Source organism: Streptomyces sp. NPDC005811 (assembly GCF_040630405.1).
Taxonomy (GTDB): domain Bacteria; phylum Actinomycetota; class Actinomycetes; order Streptomycetales; family Streptomycetaceae; genus Streptomyces.
In genome coordinates, this window is sequence record NZ_JBEXXK010000045.1 from 75242 (window position 1) to 97717 (window position 22476).

The following is a 22476-nucleotide window of genomic DNA, read 5'->3' on the forward strand; positions in this document are numbered from 1 at the left end:
CGACCGCGCCTCCGGACGAGATCAGACACCGTCTAGGGTCTGCTGCCGGGCCCGGTCGACCCACCCATTCCGGCCACAGCAACTCCACATCGGAAGCGAGATTTCACCACCGTGACTGCTCTCACTCTCAGCACCGCCGCGGCGCCCGGCCTTCGGGCCGACGCGATCGTGATCGGTGTCGCCAAGGGCGTAAAGGGCCCGATCGTTGCCCCGGGCTCCGAGCCCGTCGACCAGGCCTACGACGGCCGCCTCGCCGGCGTGCTGGAAACCCTCGGTGCCACCGGCGCCGAGGGCGAGGTGACGAAGCTGCCCGCCCCGGCCGGCTTCAAGGCGCCGCTCGTGCTCGCGGTGGGGCTGGGCGCGGAGCCCGAGAAGGACGCCTCCTACGACGCCGAGGCGCTGCGCAGGGCGGCCGGCGTGGCCGCCCGCGCCCTCACCGGCTCCAAGAAGGCCGCCTTTGCCCTGCCCCTGACGGACGCCGCCGACGTCGGCGCGGTCGCCGAGGGCGTGGTGCTGGGCGCCTACTCCTTCGACGTCTACAAGCAGAACGGCGCCGACGCCAAGGCCAAGAACGCCAAGGCGCCGCTCGCCGAGGCCGCCCTGCTCGGCGGGAAGCCGCGCGACGCCGCCCACAAGGCCGCGCTCGCCCGTGCCACCGCCGTCGGCGAGGAGCTCAACCGGGCCCGCGACCTCATCAACATGCCGCCGAACGACCTCGACCCCGAGGCGTTCGCCACCCTGGCGCAGACCGCGGCCAAGGAGCACGGCATCAAGGTCCAGGTGCTCGACGAGAAGGCCCTCGCCAAGGGCGGCTACGGCGGCATCCTGGGCGTCGGCGGCGGCTCCGCCGCGGCTCCGCGCCTGGTCAAGCTGTCGTACACCTCCTCGAAGGCGGACAAGCACCTCGCCTTCGTCGGCAAGGGCATCACCTACGACTCGGGCGGCATCTCGCTGAAGCCGGCCGGCCACAACGAGACGATGAAGTGCGACATGAGCGGGGCGGCGGCGGTCTTCGCCGCCGTGGTCGCCGCCGCGCGGCTCGGCCTCGAGGTCAACGTCACCGGCTGGCTGGCGCTGGCCGAGAACATGCCGTCCGGCACCGCCACCCGCCCGGGTGACGTGCTGCGGATGTTCAGCGGCAAGACCGTGGAGGTGCTGAACACCGACGCGGAGGGCCGGCTGGTCCTCGCGGACGCGCTGTGGGCGGCGTCCCAGGAGAAGCCGGACGCGATCGTCGACGTGGCGACGCTGACCGGCGCGATGATGCTGGCGCTGGGCAGCCGGACGTTCGGCGTCATGGCCAACGACGACGCGTTCCGCACGGCGGTGTACGAGGCCGCCGAGGAGGTCGGCGAGCCGGCCTGGCCGATGCCGCTGCCGGAGCACCTGCGCAAGGGCATGGACTCCCCCACCGCCGACATCGCGAACATGGGTGAGCGGATGGGCGGCGGGCTGGTGGCCGGTCTGTTCCTGCGCGAGTTCGTGGGCGAGGGGATCACCTGGGCGCACCTGGACATCGCCGGGCCCGCGTTCAACGAGGGCGGGCCCTTCGGGTACACGCCGAAGGGCGGCACCGGCACCGCGGTGCGGACCCTGGTCCGCCTCGCGGAGCTGACCGCGGCGGGTGAGCTGGGCTAGCCGCCTGGGCTGGGGGACTGTGCGCCTGATCACTCGGGTCCGACCGTCTGTGAGGCGAGTACGGGCCGGATGTGGCTTGTCGCGCAGTTCCCCGCGCCCCTGGGTGGGACCCGTCACGTCCGTCACCAGCGCACCCCAGCCGGTCGCGCCCCCGCGGCGGAGCCGCAGATCAACACAGCCCCACGGCCCCTGAGTGCGACCCGTCACGTCCGTCACCAGCGCACCCCAGCCGGTCGCACCCGCGCGGCGGAGCTGCGGACCGGTGCAGCCCCGCACCCCTGAGTGCGACCCGTCACGTCCGTCACCAGCGGGCCCCAGCCCGTCGCGCCCCCGCGGCGGAGCCGCAGATCAATACCGCCCCGCGGTCCTGGGTGGGGCCTGTTGCGTCCGTCACCAGGGAGCCCGGTCGGGCGTGTCCGTGCGGTGGAGGCGCAGATCGGTGCGGGCGCGCGGTGCCCGAGGCGGCACAGTGGGGCGTCTCACATAGGTGCCCCGTGTCTCGTCGGCCTCCGACAAGTGCGAGGATGGGCGTCGGCAGGACAGGGCCCCCACCACAGGGCCGGAGAAAGAGCGGCCGGACACCAGCCGCCGGCGGTCAGCGACGACCGGCGCACGGCGCACATGCATGGAGGACGTGACGTGGCGAACGACGCCAGCACCGTTTTCGACCTAGTGATCCTCGGCGGTGGTAGTGGCGGTTACGCCGCGGCCCTGCGCGGGGCGCAGCTGGGCCTGGACGTCGCCCTGATCGAGAAGGACAAGGTCGGCGGCACCTGCCTGCACCGGGGTTGCATCCCCACCAAGGCCCTGCTGCACGCGGGCGAGATCGCCGACCAGGCCCGCGAGAGCGCGCAGTTCGGCGTCAAGGCCACCTTCGAGGGCATCGACATCGCCGGGGTCCACAAGTACAAGGACGGGGTCGTCTCCGGTCTGTACAAGGGCCTCCAGGGGCTGGTCGCCTCCCGCAAGGTGACCTACATCGAGGGTGAGGGCCGGCTGTCGTCGGCGACCTCCGTCGATGTCAACGGGCAGCGGATCCAGGGCCGCCACGTCCTGCTGGCGACCGGCTCCGTGCCGAAGTCGCTGCCGGGCCTGGAGATCGACGGCAACCGGATCATCTCCTCCGACCACGCCCTCGTCCTGGACCGCGTGCCGAAGTCCGCGATCATCCTGGGCGGCGGTGTCATCGGCGTCGAGTTCGCCTCGGCGTGGAAGTCCTTCGGCGCCGACGTCACCGTCATCGAGGGCCTGAAGCACCTCGTCCCGGTCGAGGACGAGAACAGCTCCAAGCTGCTCGAGCGCGCCTTCCGCAAGCGCGGCATCAAGTTCAACCTGGGCACCTTCTTCTCGAAGGCCGAGTACACCGCCGACGGCGTCAAGGTCACCCTGGCCGACGGCAAGGAGTTCGAGGCCGAGATCCTGCTGGTCGCGGTCGGCCGCGGCCCGGTCTCCGCCGGGCTCGGCTACGAGGAGCAGGGCATCGCGATGGACCGCGGCTATGTCCTGGTCGACGAGTACATGCGGACGAACGTCCCCACCGTCTCGGCCGTCGGTGACCTGGTCCCGACCCTCCAGCTCGCGCACGTCGGCTTCGCCGAGGGCATCCTGGTGGCGGAGCGTCTGGCCGGTCTGAAGACCGTCCCGATCGACTACGACGGTGTCCCGCGGGTGACGTACTGCCACCCCGAGGTCGCCTCCGTGGGCATCACCGAGGCCAAGGCCAAGGAGATCTACGGCGCGGACAAGGTCGTCGCTCTGAAGTACAACCTGGCGGGCAACGGCAAGAGCAAGATCCTGAACACCGCGGGCGAGATCAAGCTCGTCCAGGTCAAGGACGGCGCCGTGGTCGGCGTCCACATGGTCGGCGACCGCATGGGCGAGCAGGTCGGCGAGGCCCAGCTGATCTACAACTGGGAAGCGCTGCCGGCCGAGGTCGCCCAGCTCATCCACGCCCACCCGACGCAGAACGAGGCGCTCGGCGAGGCCCACCTGGCCCTCGCGGGCAAGCCGCTGCACGCGCACGACTGACCCCTCGGTCGACGAAGCGACGACACAGACTTCCGCAACTCGTAAGGAGCAACCGAAACCATGGCGGTTTCCGTAACCCTTCCGGCGCTCGGCGAGAGCGTCACCGAGGGCACCGTCACCCGCTGGCTGAAGGCCGAGGGTGAGCGCGTAGAGGCCGACGAGCCGCTGCTCGAGGTCTCCACCGACAAGGTCGACACCGAGATCCCCGCGCCCGCCGCGGGCATCCTGGCGTCCATCAAGGTCGCCGAGGACGAGACCGTCGAGGTGGGCGCCGAGCTGGCGATCATCGACGACGGCACCGGCGCCCCGGCCGCAGCCCCGGCTCCGGCCGCCGAGCCCGCCGCGGCTCCGGCGCCCGTGGCCGAGGCCCCGGCCGCCCCCGCCCCGGCCCCCGCCGCCGAGGCCCCGGCCGCTCCGGCCGCCGGCGCCACCGGCACGGACGTGGTCCTGCCCGCGCTCGGCGAGTCCGTCACCGAGGGCACCGTCACCCGCTGGCTGAAGGAGGTCGGCGAGGAGGTCGCGGAGGACGAGCCCCTGCTCGAGGTCTCCACGGACAAGGTCGACACCGAGATCCCGGCGCCGGTCGCCGGTGTCCTGCTGGAGATCGTCGTCGGTGAGGACGAGACCGCCGAGGTCGGCGCCAAGCTCGCCGTCATCGGCGCCCCGGGCGCGGCTCCGGCCGCCGCTCCGGCCCCGGCCGCCCCGGCTCCGGCGCCCGCCGCCGCTGCCCCGGCCCCCGCCGCTCCGGCCCCGGCTGCTCCGGCCGCCCCGGCCGCCGCCGCCCCGGCCCCGGTCCAGCCCGCGGCTCCGGCCCCCGCGCCGGCCGCTCCGGCCCCGGTCGCCCCGGCGCCCGTGGCTCCCGCGCCCGCCGCCGCCCAGCCCACCGACGAGGGTGCCTACGTCACCCCGCTGGTGCGCAAGCTCGCCGCCGAGAACGGCGTCGACCTGGGCTCCGTCAAGGGCACCGGCGTCGGCGGTCGTATCCGCAAGCAGGACGTCATCGCCGCCGCCGAGGCCGCGAAGGCCGCCGCCGCTCCGGCTCCGGCCGCCGCGGCCGCGCCGGTCGCCGCGAAGAAGGCCCCGGCGCTGGAGGTCTCCCCCCTGCGCGGCCAGACCGTGAAGATGCCCCGCATCCGCAAGGTCATCGGCGACAACATGGTCAAGGCGCTGCACGAGCAGGCGCAGCTGTCCTCGGTCGTCGAGGTCGACGTCACCCGTCTGATGCGCCTGCGCAACCAGGCCAAGGACTCCTTCGCCGCGCGCGAGGGCGTCAAGCTCTCCCCGATGCCGTTCTTCGTGAAGGCGGCGGCCCAGGCGCTGAAGGCCCACCCGGTCATCAACGCCAAGATCAACGAGGCCGAGGGCACGATCACCTACTTCGACTCCGAGAACGTCGGGATCGCGGTGGACTCGGAGAAGGGCCTGATGACCCCGGTCATCAAGGGCGCCGGCGACCTCAACATCGCGGGGATCGCCAAGGCCACGGCCGACCTGGCCGGCAAGGTCCGCGGCAACAAGATCACCCCGGACGAGCTGTCCGGCGCGACCTTCACCATCTCCAACACCGGTTCGCGCGGCGCGCTCTTCGACACGATCATCGTGCCGCCGGGCCAGGTCGCGATCCTCGGCATCGGTGCCACGGTGAAGCGTCCGGCCGTCATCGAGACGGAGGAGGGCACGGTCATCGGCGTCCGCGACATGACGTACCTGACCCTGTCCTACGACCACCGCCTGGTCGACGGCGCCGACGCGGCCCGTTACCTGACCGCGGTCAAGTCGATCCTGGAGGCGGGCGAGTTCGAGGTCGAGCTCGGCCTCTGAGCCACCTGATCACGCGGTACGGCGCCCCGCCCGGGCTCACCCGGGCGGGGCGCCGCTTTGTGGCGTAGGGCAGCTTGGACTTCCCAGGGGCACGGGGCTGCATCGCACCGCAGGCGCACGTGTAAGCCATGTCTCACCTGCGTAAAAGCGCCCCCGCCCGCCTGACCCCCGACATGAACCGGCCGTATTGTCTAAACGTCAACGCCCCCGGGGCCCAAGGGCGGCCCCTGTCTAAGGAGCACTCATGACCGCGCCCGTCGTCCACTCGCTGCGCGAGCAGATCCGCGAGCACATCGTGGAGGGGATCGTCAGCGGGCGCTGGAAGCCGGGTGAGCGGATCGTGGAGCGGCGGATCGCCACCGAGCTGGAGGTCAGCCAGACCCCGGTGCGCGAGGCCCTGCGCGAGCTGGAGAGCCTGCGTCTGATCGAGTCCGCGCCGAACAAGGGCGTCCGGGTGCGCAATCTGACCGCGGCCGACCTGGAGGAGAGCTACCCGGTGCGGGCCGGTCTGGAGGCCATCGCCGCCGAGCTGGCGGCCCGGCGGCTGGCCGAGGACTGCTCGGCGCTGGAGCCGCACGTGGCCGCTCTGTACGAGGCCGACCGCAACGCCGACGGCACGGCCCAGGTCCGCCACACGGTCGGCTTCCACCGCGAGCTGGTCCGGGCGGCAGGCAACTCGGTGCTGCTGCACACCTGGGAGGGCCTCGGCATCGAGGTGTTCACCGCGCTGTCCATCCGCTGGCTGGGCACGGTGCAGCAGTCGTACGCGGAGGAGCACGAGGAGCTGGTGCAGGCGTTCCGCCGCCGGGACCCGAGGATCGCGGAGCTGGTGAAGGCCCACGTCCTCGGCTGCGCTCCGCGCGCCTAGTCGGCCGTGGGCCTGGTCCAGTGGAGCGTGCAGGCGCTCATGCGTGTGCCCTCACCTGCGAAAACGCCCGATATAAGCGGCACCGGGTGCCTGTCCGAAAGACACCCCGTGCCGACTTTCTCGTAATCGAGAGGTTTTTCCCTTCAACCCTTTGATCGATCATCGATCAGGGAGTTAGAGTCGCCGACGGGCTCCCACCGGGGCCCTCAGCCCTGTCCTGCCAAAGACCAAGGGCACCCCCGAACCCTTACCGATGAGGGAACCCCCTTCGACTGAGGAAGGCGGCGACATGACCGACCCCAACGCCATCCAGCCCAGCGAGCTCGACCAGCTCCCCGACCGTGACCCGGAGGAGACCGCCGAATGGCAGGCCTCACTGGACGCGGTCGCCAAGGCGGCCGGCCCGCACCGTGCCGCATACCTGATGCGCCGCACGCTGGAGCGGGCGGAGGGCAACGGCATCGCGCTGCCGAAGCTCCTCGAGACCGACTACGTCAACACCATCCCCACCGCCGCCGAGCCGTCCGCGCCCGGTGACGAGGAGATGGAGCGGAAGATCACCGCGTGGAACCGCTGGAACGCGGCCGCGATGGTGACCCGCGGCTCCAAATACGGCGTCGGCGGCCACATCGCCACCTTCGCCTCCGCGGCCTGGCTGTACGAGACCGGCTTCAACCACTTCTTCCGGGGCAAGGAGGCCGACGGTTCGGGCGACCAGCTCTACATCCAGGGCCACGCCTCCCCCGGCATCTACGCCCGCGCCTTCCTCGACGGCCGGCTGACCGAGTCCCACCTGGACAACTTCCGCCGCGAGTCCGGCGGCGACGGTCTGCCGTCCTACCCGCACCCGCGCCGGCTGCCCTGGCTGTGGGAGTTCCCGACCGTCTCCATGGGCCTCGGCCCGCTGTCGGCGATCTACCAGGCCCGGTTCAACCGGTACCTGACCAACCGCGGCATCAAGGACGTCTCCGCGTCCCACGTCTGGGCCTTCCTCGGCGACGGCGAGATGGACGAGCCCGAGTCGACCGCGGCGCTCGCGCTCGCCTCCCGCGAGGGTCTGGACAACCTGACCTTCGTCATCAACTGCAACCTCCAGCGCCTCGACGGCCCGGTCCGCGCCAACTTCAAGATCGTGCAGGAGCTGGAGGCCCAGTTCCGCGGCGCCGGCTGGAACGTGATCAAGACGCTGTGGGGCAACGCCTGGGACGAGCTGTTCCGGCTCGACACCACCGGCGCGCTGGTACGACGGCTGCGCGAGGTACCGGACGCCCAGGTCCAGACGTACCAGACCCGCGACGCCGCCTACATCCGCCAGGACTTCTTCGGCAAGGACCCGGCGCTCGTCGAGATGGCGAAGCTGCTCTCCGACGACAGGATCCTGGAGTGCTTCCACTTCTCGCGCGGCGGTCACGAGGCGCGCAAGGTCTACGCCGCCTACAAGGCCGCCGTCGAGTTCAAGGGCGCGCCGACCGTGATCCTGGCCCAGACGGTCAAGGGCCACACCCTCGGCGAGGGCTTCGCGTCGAAGAACGCCAACCACCAGATGAAGAAGCTGACGGTGGACGAGTTCAAGACGATGCGCGACCTGCTCGAACTGCCCATCAAGGACAGCGACTTCACCGACGGCGTGGTGCCCTACGGCCACCCGGGCGTCGACTCCCCCGAGGTCCGCTACCTCCAGGAGCGCCGCGCGGCCCTCGGCGGCCCGGCCCCGGCCCGCCGGGTGCACCCGCTGGCCCCGCTGCCCGCCCCGGCTCAGAAGGCGTTCGCCTCCTTCGACAAGGGCTCCGGCTCCCAGAACGTGGCCACCACCATGGCCTTCGTCCGCCTGATCAAGGACCTGGTCAGGGACAAGGAGACCGGGAAGCGCTGGGTGCCGATCGTCCCGGACGAGGCGCGCACCTTCGGTATGGAGTCGCTGTTCCCGTCGCTGGGCATCTACTCGCCCAAGGGCCAGACGTACGAGCCGGTCGACCGCGACCAGCTGATGTACTACAAGGAGGCCAAGAACGGCCAGATCCTCAACGAGGGGATCACCGAGGCCGGTTCGATGGCCGACTTCATCGCCGCGTCCACCGCGTACTCCACGCACGGTGAGGCGATGATCCCGTTCTACATCTTCTACTCGATGTTCGGCTGGCAGCGCACCGCCGACCAGATGTGGCAGCTCGGCGACCAGCTCGGCCGCGGCTTCCTCATCGGCGCCACCGCGGGCCGTACGACGCTGACGGGCGAGGGTCTCCAGCACGCCGACGGCCACTCCCCGGTCATCGCCGCGACCAACCCGGCCGCGCTGACGTACGACCCGGCCTTCGCCTACGAGATCGCCGTGATCGTCAAGGACGGTCTGCGCCGGATGTACGGCGAGGCCGCCCCGGGTGAGGACCCGAACGTCTTCTACTACCTGACGGTCTACAACGAGCCGCTGCCGCAGCCCGCGAAGCCGGCCGGCCTCGGGATCGACGAGGGTGTCGTCAAGGGCCTGTACCGCTTCAACACGGCGGAGTCGGCGGGCCTGTCCCCGGCGGCGAACGCCCCGCGCATCCAGCTGCTGGGCTCCGGCACGGCGATCCACTGGACGCTCCAGGCGCAGCGGCTGCTGGCCGAGGAGTGGGGTGTGGCCGCCGACGTGTGGTCCGCGACCTCCTGGTCCGAGCTGCGCCGGGACGCGCTGGAGGCCGACGCGGCGCTGCTGCGCGGCGAGGAGCGCATCCCGTACGTCCGGCAGGCGCTGCACGGCGCCGAGGGCCCGGTGCTCGCGGTCTCCGACTACATGCGCCAGGTCCCGGACCAGATCGCGCAGTGGGTCGAGCAGGACTGGTCCTCGCTCGGCGCGGACGGCTTCGGCCTCTCCGACACCCGTGAGGGCGCCCGCCGCCACTTCGGGGTGGACGCCCAGTCGGTGGTCGTCGCGGCGCTGGCCCAGCTGGCCCGGCGCGGCGAGGTCAAGGCCACCGCGGTGAAGGAGGCGCGCGAGCGCTACGGCCTGTAGCAGCCGGGGGCTGTCGTAGGTCACGGTTTAGGGAAGGGGTGTGCGGCGACCGCCGTACACCCCTTCCCGGTGCGCGGGCCCCGGCATCATGACCGTATGCGCGCTGCCCGCCTCATCAAGATGGTGCTGCTCCTCCAGTCCCGCCCCGCCATGACCGGCGCCGAGCTGGCGCGGGAGCTGGAGGTGTCCGAGCGGACCGTCACCCGGGACGCGCAGGCGCTGTCGGAGGCGGGCGTGCCGGTGTACGCGGAGCGGGGGCGGGCCGGCGGCTACCGGCTGGTCGGCGGGTACCGGACGGGGCTGACCGGGCTGGCCCGCAGCGAGGCGGAGGCGCTGTTCCTGAGCGGGGTGCCGGGGGCGCTGCGGGAGATGGGGCTGGAGGACGCGGCCTCGGCGGCCCGGCTGAAGGTGTCCGCCGCGCTGCTGCCTTCGCTGCGGGACGCCCCGAAGGCGGCGGCGCAGCGGTTCCATCTGGACGCGCCCGCGTGGTTCCGGGAGCCGGAGACCCCCGGGGCGCTGGCGGTGCTCGCGGAGGCGGTGTGGGACGACCGGTGTGTGCGGGCGCGCTACCGGCGCGGGGAGGGCGAGGTCGAGCGGGAGCTGGAGCCGTACGGGCTCGTGCTGAAGGCGGGGGTCTGGTACCTGTGCGCGCGGGTGGGCGGGACCGTGACCGGGACCGGGACCTTCCGGACGTACCGTATCGACCGGTTCGTCGGGATCGAGGACCTGAAGGATCGTTTCAGCCGGGACGAGGACTTCGATCTGCCGGGGTTCTGGGGCGAGCAGGCGGAGCGGTTCGCGCGCTCGATCCTGCGCGCCGAGGTCGTCGTACGGCTGTCGGAGGCCGGGCTGCGCGCGCTGCCGCACGCCGTGGATCCGGTGGCCGCCCGGGACGCGCTGGCGACGGCCGGGGAACCCGACGCCCGGGGCTGGGTGACGCTGACCCTGCGGGTGGAGTCGGAGCAGGTGGCGCACGGCCAGCTCACCGGGCTCGGCGCCGAGGCCGAGGTGGTCTCCCCCGAGTCCCTGCGGCGGCGGTTCGCCGAGGAGGCCGGACGACTGGCGGAGTTGTACGGGCGGGAGTGACAATCCCCGGCACTCCGGGTGCGCCGCACCCCCGCAGGCACGATGCTTGGACCCGTGATGGACGAGTTGGAGTTCTGGGAGCTGGTGGACGCCTCCCGTACGGCCGCGGACGGCGACCCCGAGGAGCAGGCCGACCTGCTCGTGGAGCGGCTGATCCGGCTGGACCCGGAGTCCGTGCTCGACTTCGCCCGGCACTTCGAGTCCCGCTACAACCGCGCCTACACCTGGGACCTGTGGGGCGCCGCGTGGGTGCTGCTCGACGGGGCGAGCGACGACGCCTTCGACTTCTTCCGGTGCTGGCTGATCGGGCAGGGCCGGGAGACCTTCGAGGGCGCGGTGCACGATCCGGACGCGCTGGCGGAGCTGCTGGAGGAGTTCGACGAGGAGATCGACGGGGACGGGGAGGAGCTCGGGTACGCGGCCGACGAGGCCTACGAGCAGCTCACCGGGACCGTCGCCCCGGACCTCGGCATCGAGCCCGCGCCGTCCGAACCCGAGGGCACACCCGTCGACTTCGAGAACGAGGGGGCGCTCGCCGCCCGCTATCCCCGGCTGTGGGGGCGCTTCAAGGAGTGAGGGCCCGGCCCGTCGGCCGGTGTCAGACGGCCGTCCTGCGGCGGGTGCTGTCCGTCGGGATGTACGCCTGCGTCTGGTCGGCGCGCACCGCGTGGTGCAGCGGGGCCTTGTTGGCCTGTTCGAGGGCGGACGCGGTGACGGCGGCCGGGCCCAGGACCACCGCGGTGACGGCGCACAGGACCGCCCAGGGGCCGCGGGCCGCCCTGGTCCAGCCGGCGGTGGTGTGCCCGCTCGTGTGACTGCTGTTCATCGTCCCCGCCTCCGGTCGCTCTTTCTTCTGTTGTCCCTGACGGTAGGCGGCGGGGATGGGAGAACCCTGAATCCTGCCTAAGGCGTTCCTGTGAGCGCCCCCGAGGGTGCTGTGACGGCCGTCCGGCCCTGGAGCCGGGCGGCCGTGGCGCGGATCTCGGGGAGGCGGGCGGTGAGGGCGGCGCCGGGGCAGCTCGTCATGTAGCCGTCGTTGTGGCCGGCCAGGGCGGGCAGGGTGGTGGTGGTGCCGGCGGCGTACCGGCTGAGGCTGTTGCTGGAGGTGAGGCGGGCCATGGTGCGCGGGTCGACGTCGGCGAGGCCGAGCTTCCAGGCGGCCAGCGCGGCGATCGCGTCGACCATCGGCTGTGGGACGGGCACTCCGGCGGTGAACGTGCCGAGGGCGGCGATCCCGGCGGTGCGGTGGTTGAAGCCCTGGGTGTGGGCGCCGGTGACGGGGCGGTCGATCCCGCCCGCGCGGCCCTCGTAGATGGTGCCGCAGCGGTCGACGAGGAAGTTGTAGCCGATGTCGTCCCAGTCGCGGGCGCCGGTCTGGCCCGTGTACAGGTAGCGGATGATGCGGGGCGCGTCGGCGCAGTCGTAGCCGTTGGGCGAGTCGGTGTGGTGGACGAAGACGGCGACGACCTTGTCGTCGTAGCGCGGCGGCGGCTGGGGGCGCAGGGTGCGGGCGTCGAGCCAGGAGGTGCGGAGCACGATCGGCGGCCGGACCGCGGTGTGCGCGGGTGCCGCCGTGCTGCGGGCCGGGGTGGGCAGCCCGGCGCGGCCGGCCGGCCGGGCCATGGTGAGGTGGTCGGCGCCGCCCGTGCACAGCACCAGGGCGGTCACGGCGGCGAACCCCGGCAGACAGCCCAGCAGCGCGAGGAGCGACCCCGGTATCCGCGCCGGGTGCCGTCCTCGTCGCGTTCCCCGGCTCCCGCGCGGGGCCGGTCGAAGGGCGCACATGGACCCACTGTCGGCCGGTTCCGTCCCGCCCGCGATGTGTGCTGTGCCACCTGGTGGAACCATCGTCCCCGTCCACGGCGTTTTCCGGGGTGCACGCACGCGGGGCCGATCGTGTTCAGCCACGCTCGCGTGCGGCTGATCACTGGGCCCGTCCCCCACGTACTGAAGGGTCCTAGAGAAAGGCGGCCCCGTGGACCTGCTCGACATCCTGCTGGCGTTGGTGATCCTCGCCTACGCCGGCTCCGGCTACCGGCGCGGACTGGTGGCGGGCTGTGTCTCGCTCGCCGGGTTCGTCGGCGGCGCGGTGGTCGGTGTGTGGGTGCTGCCATGGGTGATGGACCTGGTGACGCCGGGGACCACGGCGGCGACGGTGGCCGCGGTGTTCACGGTCCTGGTGCCGGCCGCGTTCGGGCACGAGCTGGCGGGGCGGCTCGCGCTGCGGCTGCGGCGCGAGCTGGACCGGGGGCCGCTGCGGGTGGCGGACGGGATCGGCGGGGCCGTCGCGAACGCGGTGGCGGTGCTGATCGTGGCGTGGGTGGCGGCGAGCGTGCTGGCCGCGTCGCCCTCCTCGCCGGTGGTGACCTCGGCGATCCGGGACTCCAAGCTGCTGGGCGCGGTGCAGGACGCCATGCCGGACACCACCCCGGCCTGGTTCTCCAACGCCACCTCCGCGCTCACCCAGGCGGGCTTCCCGCAGGTCTTCAACCCCTTCGAGAACGAGTCGACGGCCGAGGTGGCCAAGCCCAGCGGCGACAGCGTGACGGCGAGCGCGACCAACGCGGCGAAGCTGAGCACGGTGAAGATCGAGGGGTCCACGGGCGACCAGGGCCGTGAGGGCAGCGGGTTCGTGTACGCGCACGAGCATGTGATGACCAACGCGCACGTGGTGGCCGGTATCGACCACCCGAGCGTGCGGGTGGGCGGGGTGGGGGCCTCGTACGACGCGACGGTGGTGCTCTTCGACCCGGACAAGGACGTCGCCGTGCTGTACGTGCCGCAGCTGCGCGCCCCCGTGCTGCGCTTCGACGACTCCGCCGAGCGGGGCGACGAGGCGGTGGTGGCGGGCTATCCGCAGGACGGCGACCTCAATCTCCAGGCGGCGACGGTCGCGAACCGGGTGAAGGCGACCGGCCGGAACATCTACAACGACTCGACCGTGACCCGTGAGATCTACTCGATCCGCTCGACGGTCCGGCCCGGCAACTCCGGCGGGCCGCTGCTGACCACCTCCGGTGAGGTGTACGGGGTGGTCTTCGCGCGGTCCACGTCCGACAACGAGACGGGGTACGTGCTGACGGCGGCGGAGGTCTCCGGGGACGCGGCCAAGGCGGCGAAGGCGACAGCGGCTGTGGACACGGGTGAGTTGACGAGCTGACTGTGTTTCGGGCCCGAGAATCACACCCTGCGGCCCATCAGGACGTCGTCCACGTACTCGCCCGCCAGGAACATCTCCTCCGGCAGGACGCCCTCCACCTCGAAGCCCTCGGACGCGTAGAGCTTGCGGGCCGGGGTGTTGTGGCCGAGGACGCGCAGGGTGATGCGGCGGGCGCCGGCGCGGCGGGTCTCCTCGACGGCCGCGCGGAGCAGTGCGCGGCCGACGCCCTGACCGCGGGCCTCGTCGGCGACGGCCAGGCCCTGTATCTGCCGGACGTGCGCGGTGGCGGCCAGCGAGGTCGGCGGCACCAGGCGGATGTAGCCGAGGACACGGTCGTCGCGTTCGGCGACCAGGTGGTCCTCGGGCCGGTGGCGTTCGTCGAAGAAGGGGGCGTCGGGCGCGCGCCGCGGCGAGACGGAGTGCAGATGCGACCAGGTGTCGTGGTCGAGCCGGGCGAGCGCCGGTCCGTCGGCGGGACGGGCGGGCCGGATGCGGGGTGCGGGAGTGTCGGACATGGCGTCACCCTAGGCCGCGCGGGGCCCGGCCCGACGGGGGTTTTACGCCGCTGCCCGGCAGGATGAGTCCATGCAGAAGGAACGTGTGCGAATCGCGGTGGCCGGCGCTTCCGGTCTCATCGGCAGCGCCCTGGTGCGGTCCCTGACGGCCGACGGGCACGAGGTGGTCCGGCTGGTGCGGCACGCGCCCCGGGGCGCGGACGAGGTGCGCTGGGAGCCCGAGCGGGGGCAGGTGGACGCGGCGGGGCTCACGGGGTGCGCGGCGGTGGTCAACCTGGCGGGCGCCGGGGTCGGGGACCGGCGGTGGACGGAGGACTACAAGCGGCGCATCCGCGACAGCCGGGTGCACGCCACGGCGGGTCTCGCGCGGGCGGTCGCCTCCCTCGACGAGCCGCCACGGGTGTTCGTCAACGGCAGCGCGATGGGCATCTACGGCGAGACGGGCGAGCGGGTCGTGGACGAGGACGCGCCCGCCGGCACGGGCTTCCTGCCGGAGCTGTGCGTGGAGTGGGAGGCCGCCGCGGCGCCCGCCGGGCAGGCCGGGGTGCGGACGGTGTTCACCCGGACCGGGCTGGTCGTGGCGCGCGGCGGCGGGGCCTGGGGCAGGCTGTTCCCGCTGTTCCGGGCGGGCCTGGGTGGGCGGATGGGCGACGGCCGGCAGTACTGGTCCTTCATCGCGCTGCACGACGAGGTCGCGGCGATCCGGTTCCTGATGGACCGTGCCGATCTGTCGGGGCCGTTCAACCTGACCGCTCCCGAGCCGCTGACGAACCGTGAGATCACCGAGGCGATGGGGCGGGTGCTGCGGCGGCCGACGCTGTTCCCGGTGCCGGCGCCGGTGCTGCGCACGGTGCTGGGCGAGATGGCCGGGGACGTCCTCGGCAGCGCACGGGTGGTGCCGAAGCGGCTGCTGGAGTCCGGGTTCACCTTCGCGTTCCCGGGGATCGAGGACGCCGTGCGTGCGGCGTGAGAGGGCTCGTACGGCGGTGTGCGACCGGGTGTGCCCACCCTCGGCGACCACATGCGACCGCCGTGCGACCGTGCCCTGTCCATGCGCGACTGCCCCTGACCGTTCCCGGCCCTAACCTCGATCCGAACTCGGGCATCCCGGACGCCAGTTGGGGGCATGACGTCTCCACCGGCCGCGCAAACCTCGAGGAGGGGCACGTGCTTGAGCCCGCGTACCAGGCAGACGTCGTCGTCGTGGGAGCCGGAGTCGCCGGACTCTCCGCCGCACATCGGCTGACCAGCGCAGGAATTACGACCGCCGTCCTGGAGGCCGCCCATTGCGTCGGCGGCCGCATGTCGACCGAGAAGGTCGACGGCTTCCGGCTCGACCGCATCGGCCAGCTGCTGTCCACGGCCTACCCCGAACTGGGCCTGACCCCGGGGCTCGACGCGCTCGTGCTGCGTCCCTTCGCCCCCGGGGTCCTGCTGCACAGCGACGGGCGCCACCACCGCGCCGGCGCGCAGGCGGGCGCGGGGAGCGCGAGGGGCGCACTCCATGCTGTACGCGCCCTGGCGAGCGCCCCTCGGCCGGGTGCGCTGCCCCGGCCGCGCGCGGTCGCCGCCCGGTCGGTGCCCCTGCCCGGCGGACGGGGGGTGCCCCTGCCCGGCTCCCGCTCGGGCGGGCCCTGGCAGCCCGTCCCGCCGCCCCGGGTGCGGCCCGGCGCTCCGCTGGGCACGGCCGTGGACCAGGCCCGCCTGGGCGCCGCCCTCACCCGGATCGCGGCCACCCCCGCCGAACGGCTGCTGCGCCGCCCGGAGTCGGCGGCGGCCGAGGCCCTCGCCGCGCGCGGGCTGCCCGCCCGCACGATCGACGGGTTCCTGCGCCCGCTGCTCGCCGCACTGCTGTGCGACCCGGACCTCACCACCTCCAGCCGGTGCGCGGACCTCGCGCTGCGCGCCTTCGCGGCGGGCCGGCTCTGTGTGCCGGAGGGCGGCGCCGAGGTGCTGCCGGAGCTGCTCGCCCGGACGCTGCCGCCGGGCGTGGTGCACACCGGCGTACGGGTCACCTCGGTCTCCACGACCTCGGTGACCACCGCCGAGCACGGCGCGTTCCGCTGCCGCGCGGTCCTGGTGGCCACCGACGCGCGCACCGCGGCCGAGCTGCTGCCCGGTCTGCGGGTGCCGGACTTCCACCCGGTGACGGTGGTCCACCACACCACCGACGAGCCCCCGGCGACCGGCGGGTCCCTGCTGCTGGACGCCGACCGCGGCGGCCCGGTCGCGCACACGACGGTGACCAGCGCGGTCGACCCCTCGCGGGCCCCCGAGGGCCGCGCCCTGATCTCCTCCACCGTCCTCGGCACCCCGCCCGACGGCGTCGACACCGCCGTACGGATGCATCTCGCGCGGCTGTACGGCATCTCGACCGCGCGGTGGGAGACGCTCGCCGTCCACCACACGGCCGAGGCGGTGCCCGCGATGCGCCCGCCGCACGATCTGCGGCGGGCGGTACGGCTCCTGGCGGGGCTGTACGTGTGCGGGGACCACCGGGACACGAGCACGGTGCAGGGGGCGCTGCATTCCGCCCATCGGGCGGCCGCGGCGATTCTGTCCGATCTCGGGGCGGGGGGATCCATGCACCGGGCCGATCCGGCGAGGGGCGCTGTCGTCGAGGCTGCGTGAGGTCGTCGTTCGGCCGCGGCGGCGTGGCGGCCGGTCGCGCAGTTCCCCGCGCCCCGTCGGGGTCAGGCGTCAGCCCAGCGCCGACACCTTGTCGCGGTAGGTCCTCGCCGGGGCCGCGTCGCGGTACGGCTCCAGTCTGCGTTCGAAGTCCCTGATGTACTCCAGCGCCCGGACCGAGCGCATCTCCGCCGCCTGGATGGCCGCCTCGGCGGCCAGGTGGCAGGCCTGGTCGAGTTCGCCGAGGCCGAGGCGGGCGGTGGCGAGGACGACGCGGCAGAACAGGCGGCTGCGGGCGTAGGCGGCGGGGCGCAGCTGGAGGGAGCGTTCGGCGTGCTGGGCCGCGGCCCGGAACTGCTGGAGGTCGCGGTGGCAGTGCCCGAACTCGTCGGCCAGCTGACCCTCGTCGAAGTACCGCGCCCAGGGCGGCACCTCGTCGCCCGGGCGGGCCGCCTCCAGGGCCCGCTCGGCCCGCACCAGCGCGGCCGTGCCGGCCCGCACCTCGCCGAGCACCCCGTGCCCGCGCGCCTCGGCCGCGTGCAGCAGGGCCTGGACGACCGGCGGGGCGCCGCCGCCGATGCCCTGCTGGGCGACCCGGGCGAGCTGGACGGCCTCCCGGCCGTGCCCGAGGTAGACGGCCTGGCGGCTCATGGTGACCAGGACGTACGAGCCGTAGGCGCGGTCCCCGGCCGCCTGGGCCAGGCGCAGGGACTGCACGAAGTAGCGCTGGGCGAGGCCGTGCGCGGCGATGTCGAAGGAGGTCCAGCCGGCCAGCCGGGTGAGGTCGGCGGCGGCGCCGAACAGCCGGCGGCCGGTCTGCTCGCCGTAGGTGCCGCGCAGCATGGGCTCGCACTCGTGTTCCAGGTAGCGCACGAGGGCCTGGCGGGCGTGGCCGCCGCCGTACATGTCGTCGAGGGTGCGGAAGAGCTCGCCGACCGAGCGCAGGGCGGAGATGTCGCCGCCGGTGACCCGCTGGCCGGGCCCGCGTTCGGCGCCCTGGCCGCGCTGGCGGGGGACGGCGATCTGCGGGACGCCGGGCAGGAGGGGCCCGCCGGGTTTCGTCGCCGCCGCCCGGGGGACCGCCGGGCGGCTCTGGATGGGTACCCGGGGGGCCGTCTCGGCGCCGCGGGCCACCTTCTCGTCGGCCCGGCCGATGAGCCAGTCGCGGCTCGGGACGACGAGTCCGGCCGGCGTGAAGGCGATCTTGCGGAGTTCGGCGTGGCTGCCGGAGTCCTTGCGCCACAGGCCGCCGACGATGTCGATGGCCTCCTCGGGGGTGCCAGCGAACTCCAGCCCCGCGTACACCGGGGCGCACGCGTCCAGGCCGAGGTCCTGGGCGGTGAGGCGGCGGCCGAGGCGGCGGGTGAACACCTCGGCGATCAGGGCCGGGGTGGTGCCCCGGGGCTGCTGGCCGCGCAGCCACCGGGTGACGGAGGTCTTGTCGTATCTGAGGTCCAGTCCGTGTTCGAGGCCCAGCTGATCGACGCGACGGGCCAGACCCGCGTTGGAGAACCCGGCTTCTGCGATGAGCGCGGCGAGCTGGCGGTTGGGAGTGCGCTGCGCGGGTCGTTCCGTCATCTGCGGTGCGGTCTCCTGCCTCCCGGGCCTCTGACGTGCCCGGATGAAGTGCCCTGAGGGCTGTGATCAGGTGTGATGCCTCGTGAACGGCGCGAATGTAGCGGAGAGTAAGCAGCCGGTCGCACATCTCGACCCGCATTCATCCGATCGTGTGAGGATTGGCCGTGCGGCTGACGCGGCGGGCGCGGACGTACAGTGGCGTGGGCGCGTTTCGTGCCTTACGACCTTCCAGGGAGGCGCTTGCCGTGAGTGAGTTGCGGTTCGTCCGTATGGGTTTCGGAGCCGAGGCCGTGGAGTACCGGGAGGCCTGGGACGAGCAGCGCCGGGTGCACGCGGCCCGGTTCGCCGGCGAGATCCCCGACACCGTGCTGCTCCTCGAACACCCGCCCGTCTACACCGCGGGCCGGCGCACGGCCGACAACGAGCGCCCCCTCGACGGCACCCCGGTCGTCGACGTGGACCGCGGCGGCAAGATCACCTGGCACGGCCCCGGACAGCTGGTCGGCTACCCCATCCAGCAGCTCCCCCGCCCGGTGGACGTGGTGGCGCACCTGCGCCGGCTGGAGGAGGCGATGATCCGCGTCTGCGCGGAGTTCGGTGTCGCGACCAGCCGGGTGGAGGGCCGCGCGGGCGTCTGGGTGCTGGGCGACCCGGTGGAGCGGCGCCCCGCGACGGGCGGACTCTCCCTCGACTTCGACCCCCGGCTGACCGACGACGAGTTCGACCCCCGGCTCGACGGCCCGGAGTACGCCCCCTCCAACGCCGGCCAGCGCCGCGAGGACCGCAAGATCTGCGCCATGGGCGTCCGGGTCGCCAAGGGCGTGACCATGCACGGCTTCGCGCTGAACGTGAACCCGGACACGTCCAGCTTCGACAAGATCATCCCCTGCGGGATCCGGGACGCCGGTGTCACCTCCCTGGCGTACGAACTGGGCCGCGAGGTCACCATCGACGAGGTCCTGCCGGTCGCCGAGCGCCATCTGGCGGAGGTCCTGGGCCACGCGGACCTGAAGCCGCGGGTCGTCGAGACGGCGACCGCCTAGCCACCGGAGGCCGTCGGAGGCCATCGGAATGGACCCCGGGTCCGTCGGGTTGGCCTGGAGGCAGGGCTCAGTAAACACGGGCGTACCCTGGTGTGCGCCGAGGAATCGAAGTCACAGGGAGCCGGTCGTGTCCGCAGTCACCCCCGACGGACGCAAGATGCTGCGCCTGGAGGTCCGCAACAGCCAGACCCCCATCGAGCGCAAGCCCGAGTGGATCAAGACCCGGGCGAAAATGGGTCCCGAGTACACCGCCATGCAGAAGCTCGTGAAGAGCGAGGGGCTGCACACCGTGTGCCAGGAGGCCGGCTGCCCCAACATCTACGAGTGCTGGGAGGACCGCGAGGCGACCTTCCTCATCGGCGGTGACCAGTGCACCCGGCGCTGCGACTTCTGCCAGATCGACACCGGCAAGCCCGAGGCGCTGGACCGCGACGAGCCCCGCCGGGTCGGCGAGTCCGTGGTCACCATGGACCTGAACTACGCCACCATCACCGGCGTCGCCCGCGACGACCTGGAGGACGGCGGCGCCTGGCTGTACGCCGAGACGGTCCGCCAGATCCACGAGCAGACGGCGGCCCGCGAGGCCGGCCGCACCAAGGTCGAGCTGCTCGCCCCCGACTTCAACGCCGTGCCGGAGCTGCTGGCGGAGGTCTTCGCCTCCCGCCCCGAGGTCTTCGCGCACAACGTCGAGACGGTCCCGCGGATCTTCAAGCGGATCCGCCCCGGCTTCCGCTACGAGCGCTCGCTGAAGGTGATCACCGAGGCCCGCGACTACGGCCTGGTCACCAAGTCCAACCTGATCCTCGGCATGGGCGAGACCCGCGAGGAGGTCAGCGAGGCGCTCAAGCAGCTGCACGACGCGGGCTGCGAGCTGATCACCATCACCCAGTACCTGCGCCCGTCCGTGCGCCACCACCCCGTGGAGCGCTGGGTCAAGCCGCAGGAGTTCGTGGAGCTGAAGGAGGAGGCCGAGCAGCTCGGTTTCTCCGGGGTGATGTCGGGTCCGCTGGTGCGCTCCTCGTACCGCGCGGGCCGGCTGTACCAGATGGCCGTCGAGAAGCGAGGCGCCTACATCGCCTCGCAGGCCGTGTGACCTGGGCGACAGCCGCCAGCCGCCTTGCGCCGTACGGGCGTCGGGCAAGCGTGTGAAGTCACGCACAAGGTGCTACTGGCCGGTAACGGCCGAAACGACGCGGTCCCGACCGTCCTCGCAGATGAGGGCCCCGGTCGGGACCGCGTCGGCGTTCCCCGCCCGCGCAAGACCCCGCACCAAGGCTTCATTGGCGTTTGACCGGTCGGTCACGCCCTGGTAACACCGAACAGTGACGCTGGTGTCACACCTCGTAGATACCCACCCCAACCTGCCCGAGGGGGACCTTCCCATGCAGGCCGCGCCCGTTCGCGCCACCGCGATCCCGTCGTTCACCACCGCCCTGCGCGCCGTCGAGTCGCTGCTCCTGAGCAGCGGACAGCGCACCGCCCGCCGCAACGCCTGGACCTCCGTGCTGGAGGACCGCCGTCGCGCCAAGGACCGGGTCGAGGCGCAGCGCGTCCTCGAAGCGGTCACCTCCGCCCGCACCTCCTGACCCACCGCTCCACCAACTCCCCACCCCACACCCCTCCCCGCCGCCACCCTCCGCTTCCCTCCCGTTCCCTCCCGGGCACTGCCGTCGTCGGCACTTCCGGGGCCACGTAGACTTCCTGGCATGGCGAGAAGTGACAGCGCGGCGGACGCCGCGAACCCCGGGCGACTGAAGCAGATCGCCCTGACGTACAAGATGACCCGCAAGGCCGACAAGACGATCGGCCTGGTGCTCGCGGGTGTCTTCATCCTCATCCTCGGTGTCTTTCTCGCGATCGGTTTCCTGATCGGCCACCCGGTCTACCTGGGCATCCTCGGCTTCCTGCTCGCCTTCCTCGGGACGGCGATCGTGTTCGGCCGACGGGCCGAGCGGGCCGCGTTCGGTCAGATGGAGGGCCAGCCGGGCGCCGCGGCGGCCGTGCTCGACAACATCGGCCGCGGGTGGACGACGACCCCCGCGGTGGCGATGAACCGCAGCCAGGACGTGGTGCACCGCGCCGTCGGCAAGGCCGGCATCGTCCTGGTCGCCGAAGGCAACCCGAACCGGGTGAAGAGCCTCCTGGCCGCCGAGAAGAAGAAGATGAACCGCATCGTCGCGGACGTCCCGGTGCACGACGTGATCGTCGGCACGGGCGAGGGCCAGACCGAGCTGAAGAAGCTGCGGACCACCCTGCTGAAGTACCCGCGCGTCCTCTCCGGCCCGCAGGTCACCGCGACGAACGACCGGCTGCGCGCCATGGGCGACCTGATGAGCAACATGCCGCTCCCGAAGGGCCCCATGCCCAAGGGAATGCGCCTGCCGAAGGGCGGAAAGGCCCGCTGAGCCGGTACGACGAGGGGGGCCCGGTGATCACCGGGCCCCCCTCGTCGTATGCCTGCCGCCGCGACCGCTAGATCCGCACCTCGACCGTGCGGGCCAGCCGGTCGTGCAGGCCGCGGCCGTCGCGGTCCCAGATCAGGGCCGGGAGGGCGAGGCAGAGCAGCAGCGTGCGGATCGCCGAGCGCAGCGGCTTGACGGTGCCGGTGTCCAGCGACACCACGCGCAGACCGAAGATCCGCTTGCCCGGGGTGAAGCCGAGCGTACCCACCGTGAGCAGGCTCACCCCCAGGAAGACCAGCAGGGTCCAGTTGCTGGTGGAGGGGGTGTAGCCGTCGGTGATCAAGCTGTATGCGATCAGCAGGCACAGACCCCAGTCCACGGCGAGCGCGCCGACGCGCCGCCCGGGGCGGGCGATCGAGCCCGGCCCCTCCTCCGGGAGGCCCAGTTGCTCGCCCCTGTATCCGAAGTCGACACCGGCGTCCTCCGCCGCCGCGCGGGGGCCCGAGAGCCACGATCCGATTGCTTCCCTCTTGTCCACGCGTCCACGGTACTGCCCCCGTTTCGCGATGCGGACAGGTGGGTGATTCGGACCGAGTCCGGTTAACTTGTGCGAAACAAATGGGTCACGCCCGAGAAATCACGCGTCCCTAGGGTCGTGGACAGCGTGTGCCACCGCACTGGCCGCACGAACGAACTACCACCCCGGCTCCACGGCCG

Annotated in this window: 19 protein-coding genes; 14 read left to right on the plus strand and 5 right to left on the minus strand. The window is 72.8% G+C overall.

What is annotated here, in order from left to right; genetic code table 11:
* Positions 1 to 111: 111 nt before the first annotated feature.
* From ABZ490_RS37330 to ABZ490_RS37360, 7 genes are all read left to right on the plus strand, one after another.
* Complete coding sequence (locus tag ABZ490_RS37330; protein ID WP_359000735.1) at positions 112 to 1638, plus strand: leucyl aminopeptidase; 1527 nt, start codon at positions 112 to 114, stop codon at positions 1636 to 1638.
* A 639-nt stretch (positions 1639 to 2277) separates the two neighbouring features.
* Positions 2278 to 3666 (plus strand): dihydrolipoyl dehydrogenase, encoded by a 1389-nt coding sequence (gene lpdA / locus ABZ490_RS37335; protein ID WP_359000738.1) that lies wholly within the window; start codon positions 2278 to 2280, stop codon positions 3664 to 3666.
* Positions 3667 to 3726: 60 nt separating this feature from the next.
* Entirely contained in the window at positions 3727 to 5487 is a 1761-nt protein-coding gene (gene sucB, locus ABZ490_RS37340; protein ID WP_359000741.1) for a 2-oxoglutarate dehydrogenase, E2 component, dihydrolipoamide succinyltransferase, read from the plus strand.
* Between the two features lie 244 nt (positions 5488 to 5731).
* Entirely contained in the window at positions 5732 to 6355 is a 624-nt protein-coding gene (locus tag ABZ490_RS37345) for a GntR family transcriptional regulator (protein ID WP_359000744.1), read from the plus strand.
* A 289-nt stretch (positions 6356 to 6644) separates the two neighbouring features.
* Entirely contained in the window at positions 6645 to 9347 is a 2703-nt protein-coding gene (gene aceE / locus ABZ490_RS37350; protein ID WP_359000747.1) for a pyruvate dehydrogenase (acetyl-transferring), homodimeric type, read from the plus strand.
* Between the two features lie 96 nt (positions 9348 to 9443).
* Complete coding sequence (locus ABZ490_RS37355; protein WP_359000750.1) at positions 9444 to 10433, plus strand: WYL domain-containing protein; 990 nt, start codon at positions 9444 to 9446, stop codon at positions 10431 to 10433.
* A 57-nt stretch (positions 10434 to 10490) separates the two neighbouring features.
* On the plus strand, positions 10491 to 11009 hold the full coding sequence (locus ABZ490_RS37360) for a DUF4240 domain-containing protein (RefSeq protein ID WP_359000812.1): 519 nt from the start codon (positions 10491 to 10493) through the stop codon (positions 11007 to 11009).
* Positions 11010 to 11031: 22 nt separating this feature from the next.
* Here the strand turns inward: ABZ490_RS37360 and ABZ490_RS37365 are convergent, their stop codons facing one another.
* Together ABZ490_RS37365 and ABZ490_RS37370 are read right to left on the minus strand one after the other, a co-directional pair.
* Positions 11032 to 11259: a hypothetical protein gene (locus tag ABZ490_RS37365; RefSeq protein ID WP_359000753.1), complete on the minus strand. Its 228-nt coding sequence runs from the start codon at positions 11257 to 11259 to the stop codon at positions 11032 to 11034.
* Positions 11260 to 11336: 77 nt separating this feature from the next.
* Positions 11337 to 12218 (minus strand): peptidoglycan recognition protein, encoded by an 882-nt coding sequence (locus ABZ490_RS37370; protein ID WP_359000756.1) that lies wholly within the window; start codon positions 12216 to 12218, stop codon positions 11337 to 11339.
* A gap of 190 nt (positions 12219 to 12408) precedes the next feature.
* On the opposite strand from ABZ490_RS37370, the gene ABZ490_RS37375 reads away from it, so the two are divergent.
* Entirely contained in the window at positions 12409 to 13593 is a 1185-nt protein-coding gene (locus tag ABZ490_RS37375; protein ID WP_359000759.1) for a MarP family serine protease, read from the plus strand.
* Between the two features lie 20 nt (positions 13594 to 13613).
* Here the strand turns inward: ABZ490_RS37375 and ABZ490_RS37380 are convergent, their stop codons facing one another.
* Entirely contained in the window at positions 13614 to 14108 is a 495-nt protein-coding gene (locus tag ABZ490_RS37380) for a GNAT family N-acetyltransferase (RefSeq protein WP_359000762.1), read from the minus strand.
* Positions 14109 to 14178: 70 nt separating this feature from the next.
* Between ABZ490_RS37380 and ABZ490_RS37385 the strand changes: the two genes are divergently transcribed.
* Both ABZ490_RS37385 and ABZ490_RS37390 read left to right on the plus strand, forming a co-directional pair.
* Positions 14179 to 15078, plus strand: coding sequence for a TIGR01777 family oxidoreductase (locus ABZ490_RS37385; protein WP_359000765.1), 900 nt, complete (start codon positions 14179 to 14181; stop codon positions 15076 to 15078).
* Between the two features lie 197 nt (positions 15079 to 15275).
* Positions 15276 to 16739, plus strand: a complete 1464-nt coding sequence (locus tag ABZ490_RS37390; RefSeq protein WP_359000768.1) for an NAD(P)/FAD-dependent oxidoreductase — start codon at positions 15276 to 15278, stop codon at positions 16737 to 16739.
* A gap of 69 nt (positions 16740 to 16808) precedes the next feature.
* Here the strand turns inward: ABZ490_RS37390 and ABZ490_RS37395 are convergent, their stop codons facing one another.
* On the minus strand, positions 16809 to 18314 hold the full coding sequence (locus ABZ490_RS37395; protein WP_359000771.1) for a regulator: 1506 nt from the start codon (positions 18312 to 18314) through the stop codon (positions 16809 to 16811).
* A 245-nt stretch (positions 18315 to 18559) separates the two neighbouring features.
* On the opposite strand from ABZ490_RS37395, the gene lipB reads away from it, so the two are divergent.
* From lipB to ABZ490_RS37415, 4 genes are all read left to right on the plus strand, one after another.
* On the plus strand, positions 18560 to 19357 hold the full coding sequence (lipB, locus tag ABZ490_RS37400) for a lipoyl(octanoyl) transferase LipB (protein ID WP_359000774.1): 798 nt from the start codon (positions 18560 to 18562) through the stop codon (positions 19355 to 19357).
* Positions 19358 to 19484: 127 nt separating this feature from the next.
* Positions 19485 to 20450 (plus strand): lipoyl synthase, encoded by a 966-nt coding sequence (gene lipA / locus ABZ490_RS37405; RefSeq protein ID WP_359000777.1) that lies wholly within the window; start codon positions 19485 to 19487, stop codon positions 20448 to 20450.
* Positions 20451 to 20739: 289 nt separating this feature from the next.
* Positions 20740 to 20943 (plus strand): hypothetical protein, encoded by a 204-nt coding sequence (locus tag ABZ490_RS37410; protein WP_067245807.1) that lies wholly within the window; start codon positions 20740 to 20742, stop codon positions 20941 to 20943.
* Between the two features lie 120 nt (positions 20944 to 21063).
* Positions 21064 to 21762 carry a DUF4191 domain-containing protein gene (locus ABZ490_RS37415; protein ID WP_359000780.1) on the plus strand — a complete coding sequence of 233 codons (699 nt, stop codon included), beginning with the start codon at positions 21064 to 21066 and terminating at the stop codon, positions 21760 to 21762.
* Between the two features lie 67 nt (positions 21763 to 21829).
* Here the strand turns inward: ABZ490_RS37415 and ABZ490_RS37420 are convergent, their stop codons facing one another.
* Entirely contained in the window at positions 21830 to 22297 is a 468-nt protein-coding gene (locus ABZ490_RS37420) for an RDD family protein (protein WP_359000783.1), read from the minus strand.
* Positions 22298 to 22476 lie beyond the last annotated feature (179 nt).

Excerpts from the sequence above, each read along its gene's own strand:
- ABZ490_RS37370 (WP_359000756.1), bottom strand. The coding sequence starts at position 12,218 with ATGTGCGCCCTTCGACCGGCCCCGCGCGGGAGCCGGGGAACGCGACGA.
- aceE (WP_359000747.1), top strand. The coding sequence starts at position 6,645 with ATGACCGACCCCAACGCCATCCAGCCCAGCGAGCTCGACCAGCTCCCC.
- ABZ490_RS37345 (WP_359000744.1), top strand. The coding sequence starts at position 5,732 with ATGACCGCGCCCGTCGTCCACTCGCTGCGCGAGCAGATCCGCGAGCAC.
- ABZ490_RS37360 (WP_359000812.1), top strand. The coding sequence starts at position 10,491 with ATGGACGAGTTGGAGTTCTGGGAGCTGGTGGACGCCTCCCGTACGGCC.
- ABZ490_RS37355 (WP_359000750.1), top strand. The coding sequence starts at position 9,444 with ATGCGCGCTGCCCGCCTCATCAAGATGGTGCTGCTCCTCCAGTCCCGC.
- sucB (WP_359000741.1), top strand. The coding sequence starts at position 3,727 with ATGGCGGTTTCCGTAACCCTTCCGGCGCTCGGCGAGAGCGTCACCGAG.
- ABZ490_RS37380 (WP_359000762.1), bottom strand. The coding sequence starts at position 14,108 with ATGTCCGACACTCCCGCACCCCGCATCCGGCCCGCCCGTCCCGCCGAC.
- ABZ490_RS37385 (WP_359000765.1), top strand. The coding sequence starts at position 14,179 with ATGCAGAAGGAACGTGTGCGAATCGCGGTGGCCGGCGCTTCCGGTCTC.
- ABZ490_RS37415 (WP_359000780.1), top strand. The coding sequence starts at position 21,064 with ATGGCGAGAAGTGACAGCGCGGCGGACGCCGCGAACCCCGGGCGACTG.
- ABZ490_RS37395 (WP_359000771.1), bottom strand. The coding sequence starts at position 18,314 with ATGACGGAACGACCCGCGCAGCGCACTCCCAACCGCCAGCTCGCCGCG.
- ABZ490_RS37365 (WP_359000753.1), bottom strand. The coding sequence starts at position 11,259 with ATGAACAGCAGTCACACGAGCGGGCACACCACCGCCGGCTGGACCAGG.
- ABZ490_RS37410 (WP_067245807.1), top strand. The coding sequence starts at position 20,740 with ATGCAGGCCGCGCCCGTTCGCGCCACCGCGATCCCGTCGTTCACCACC.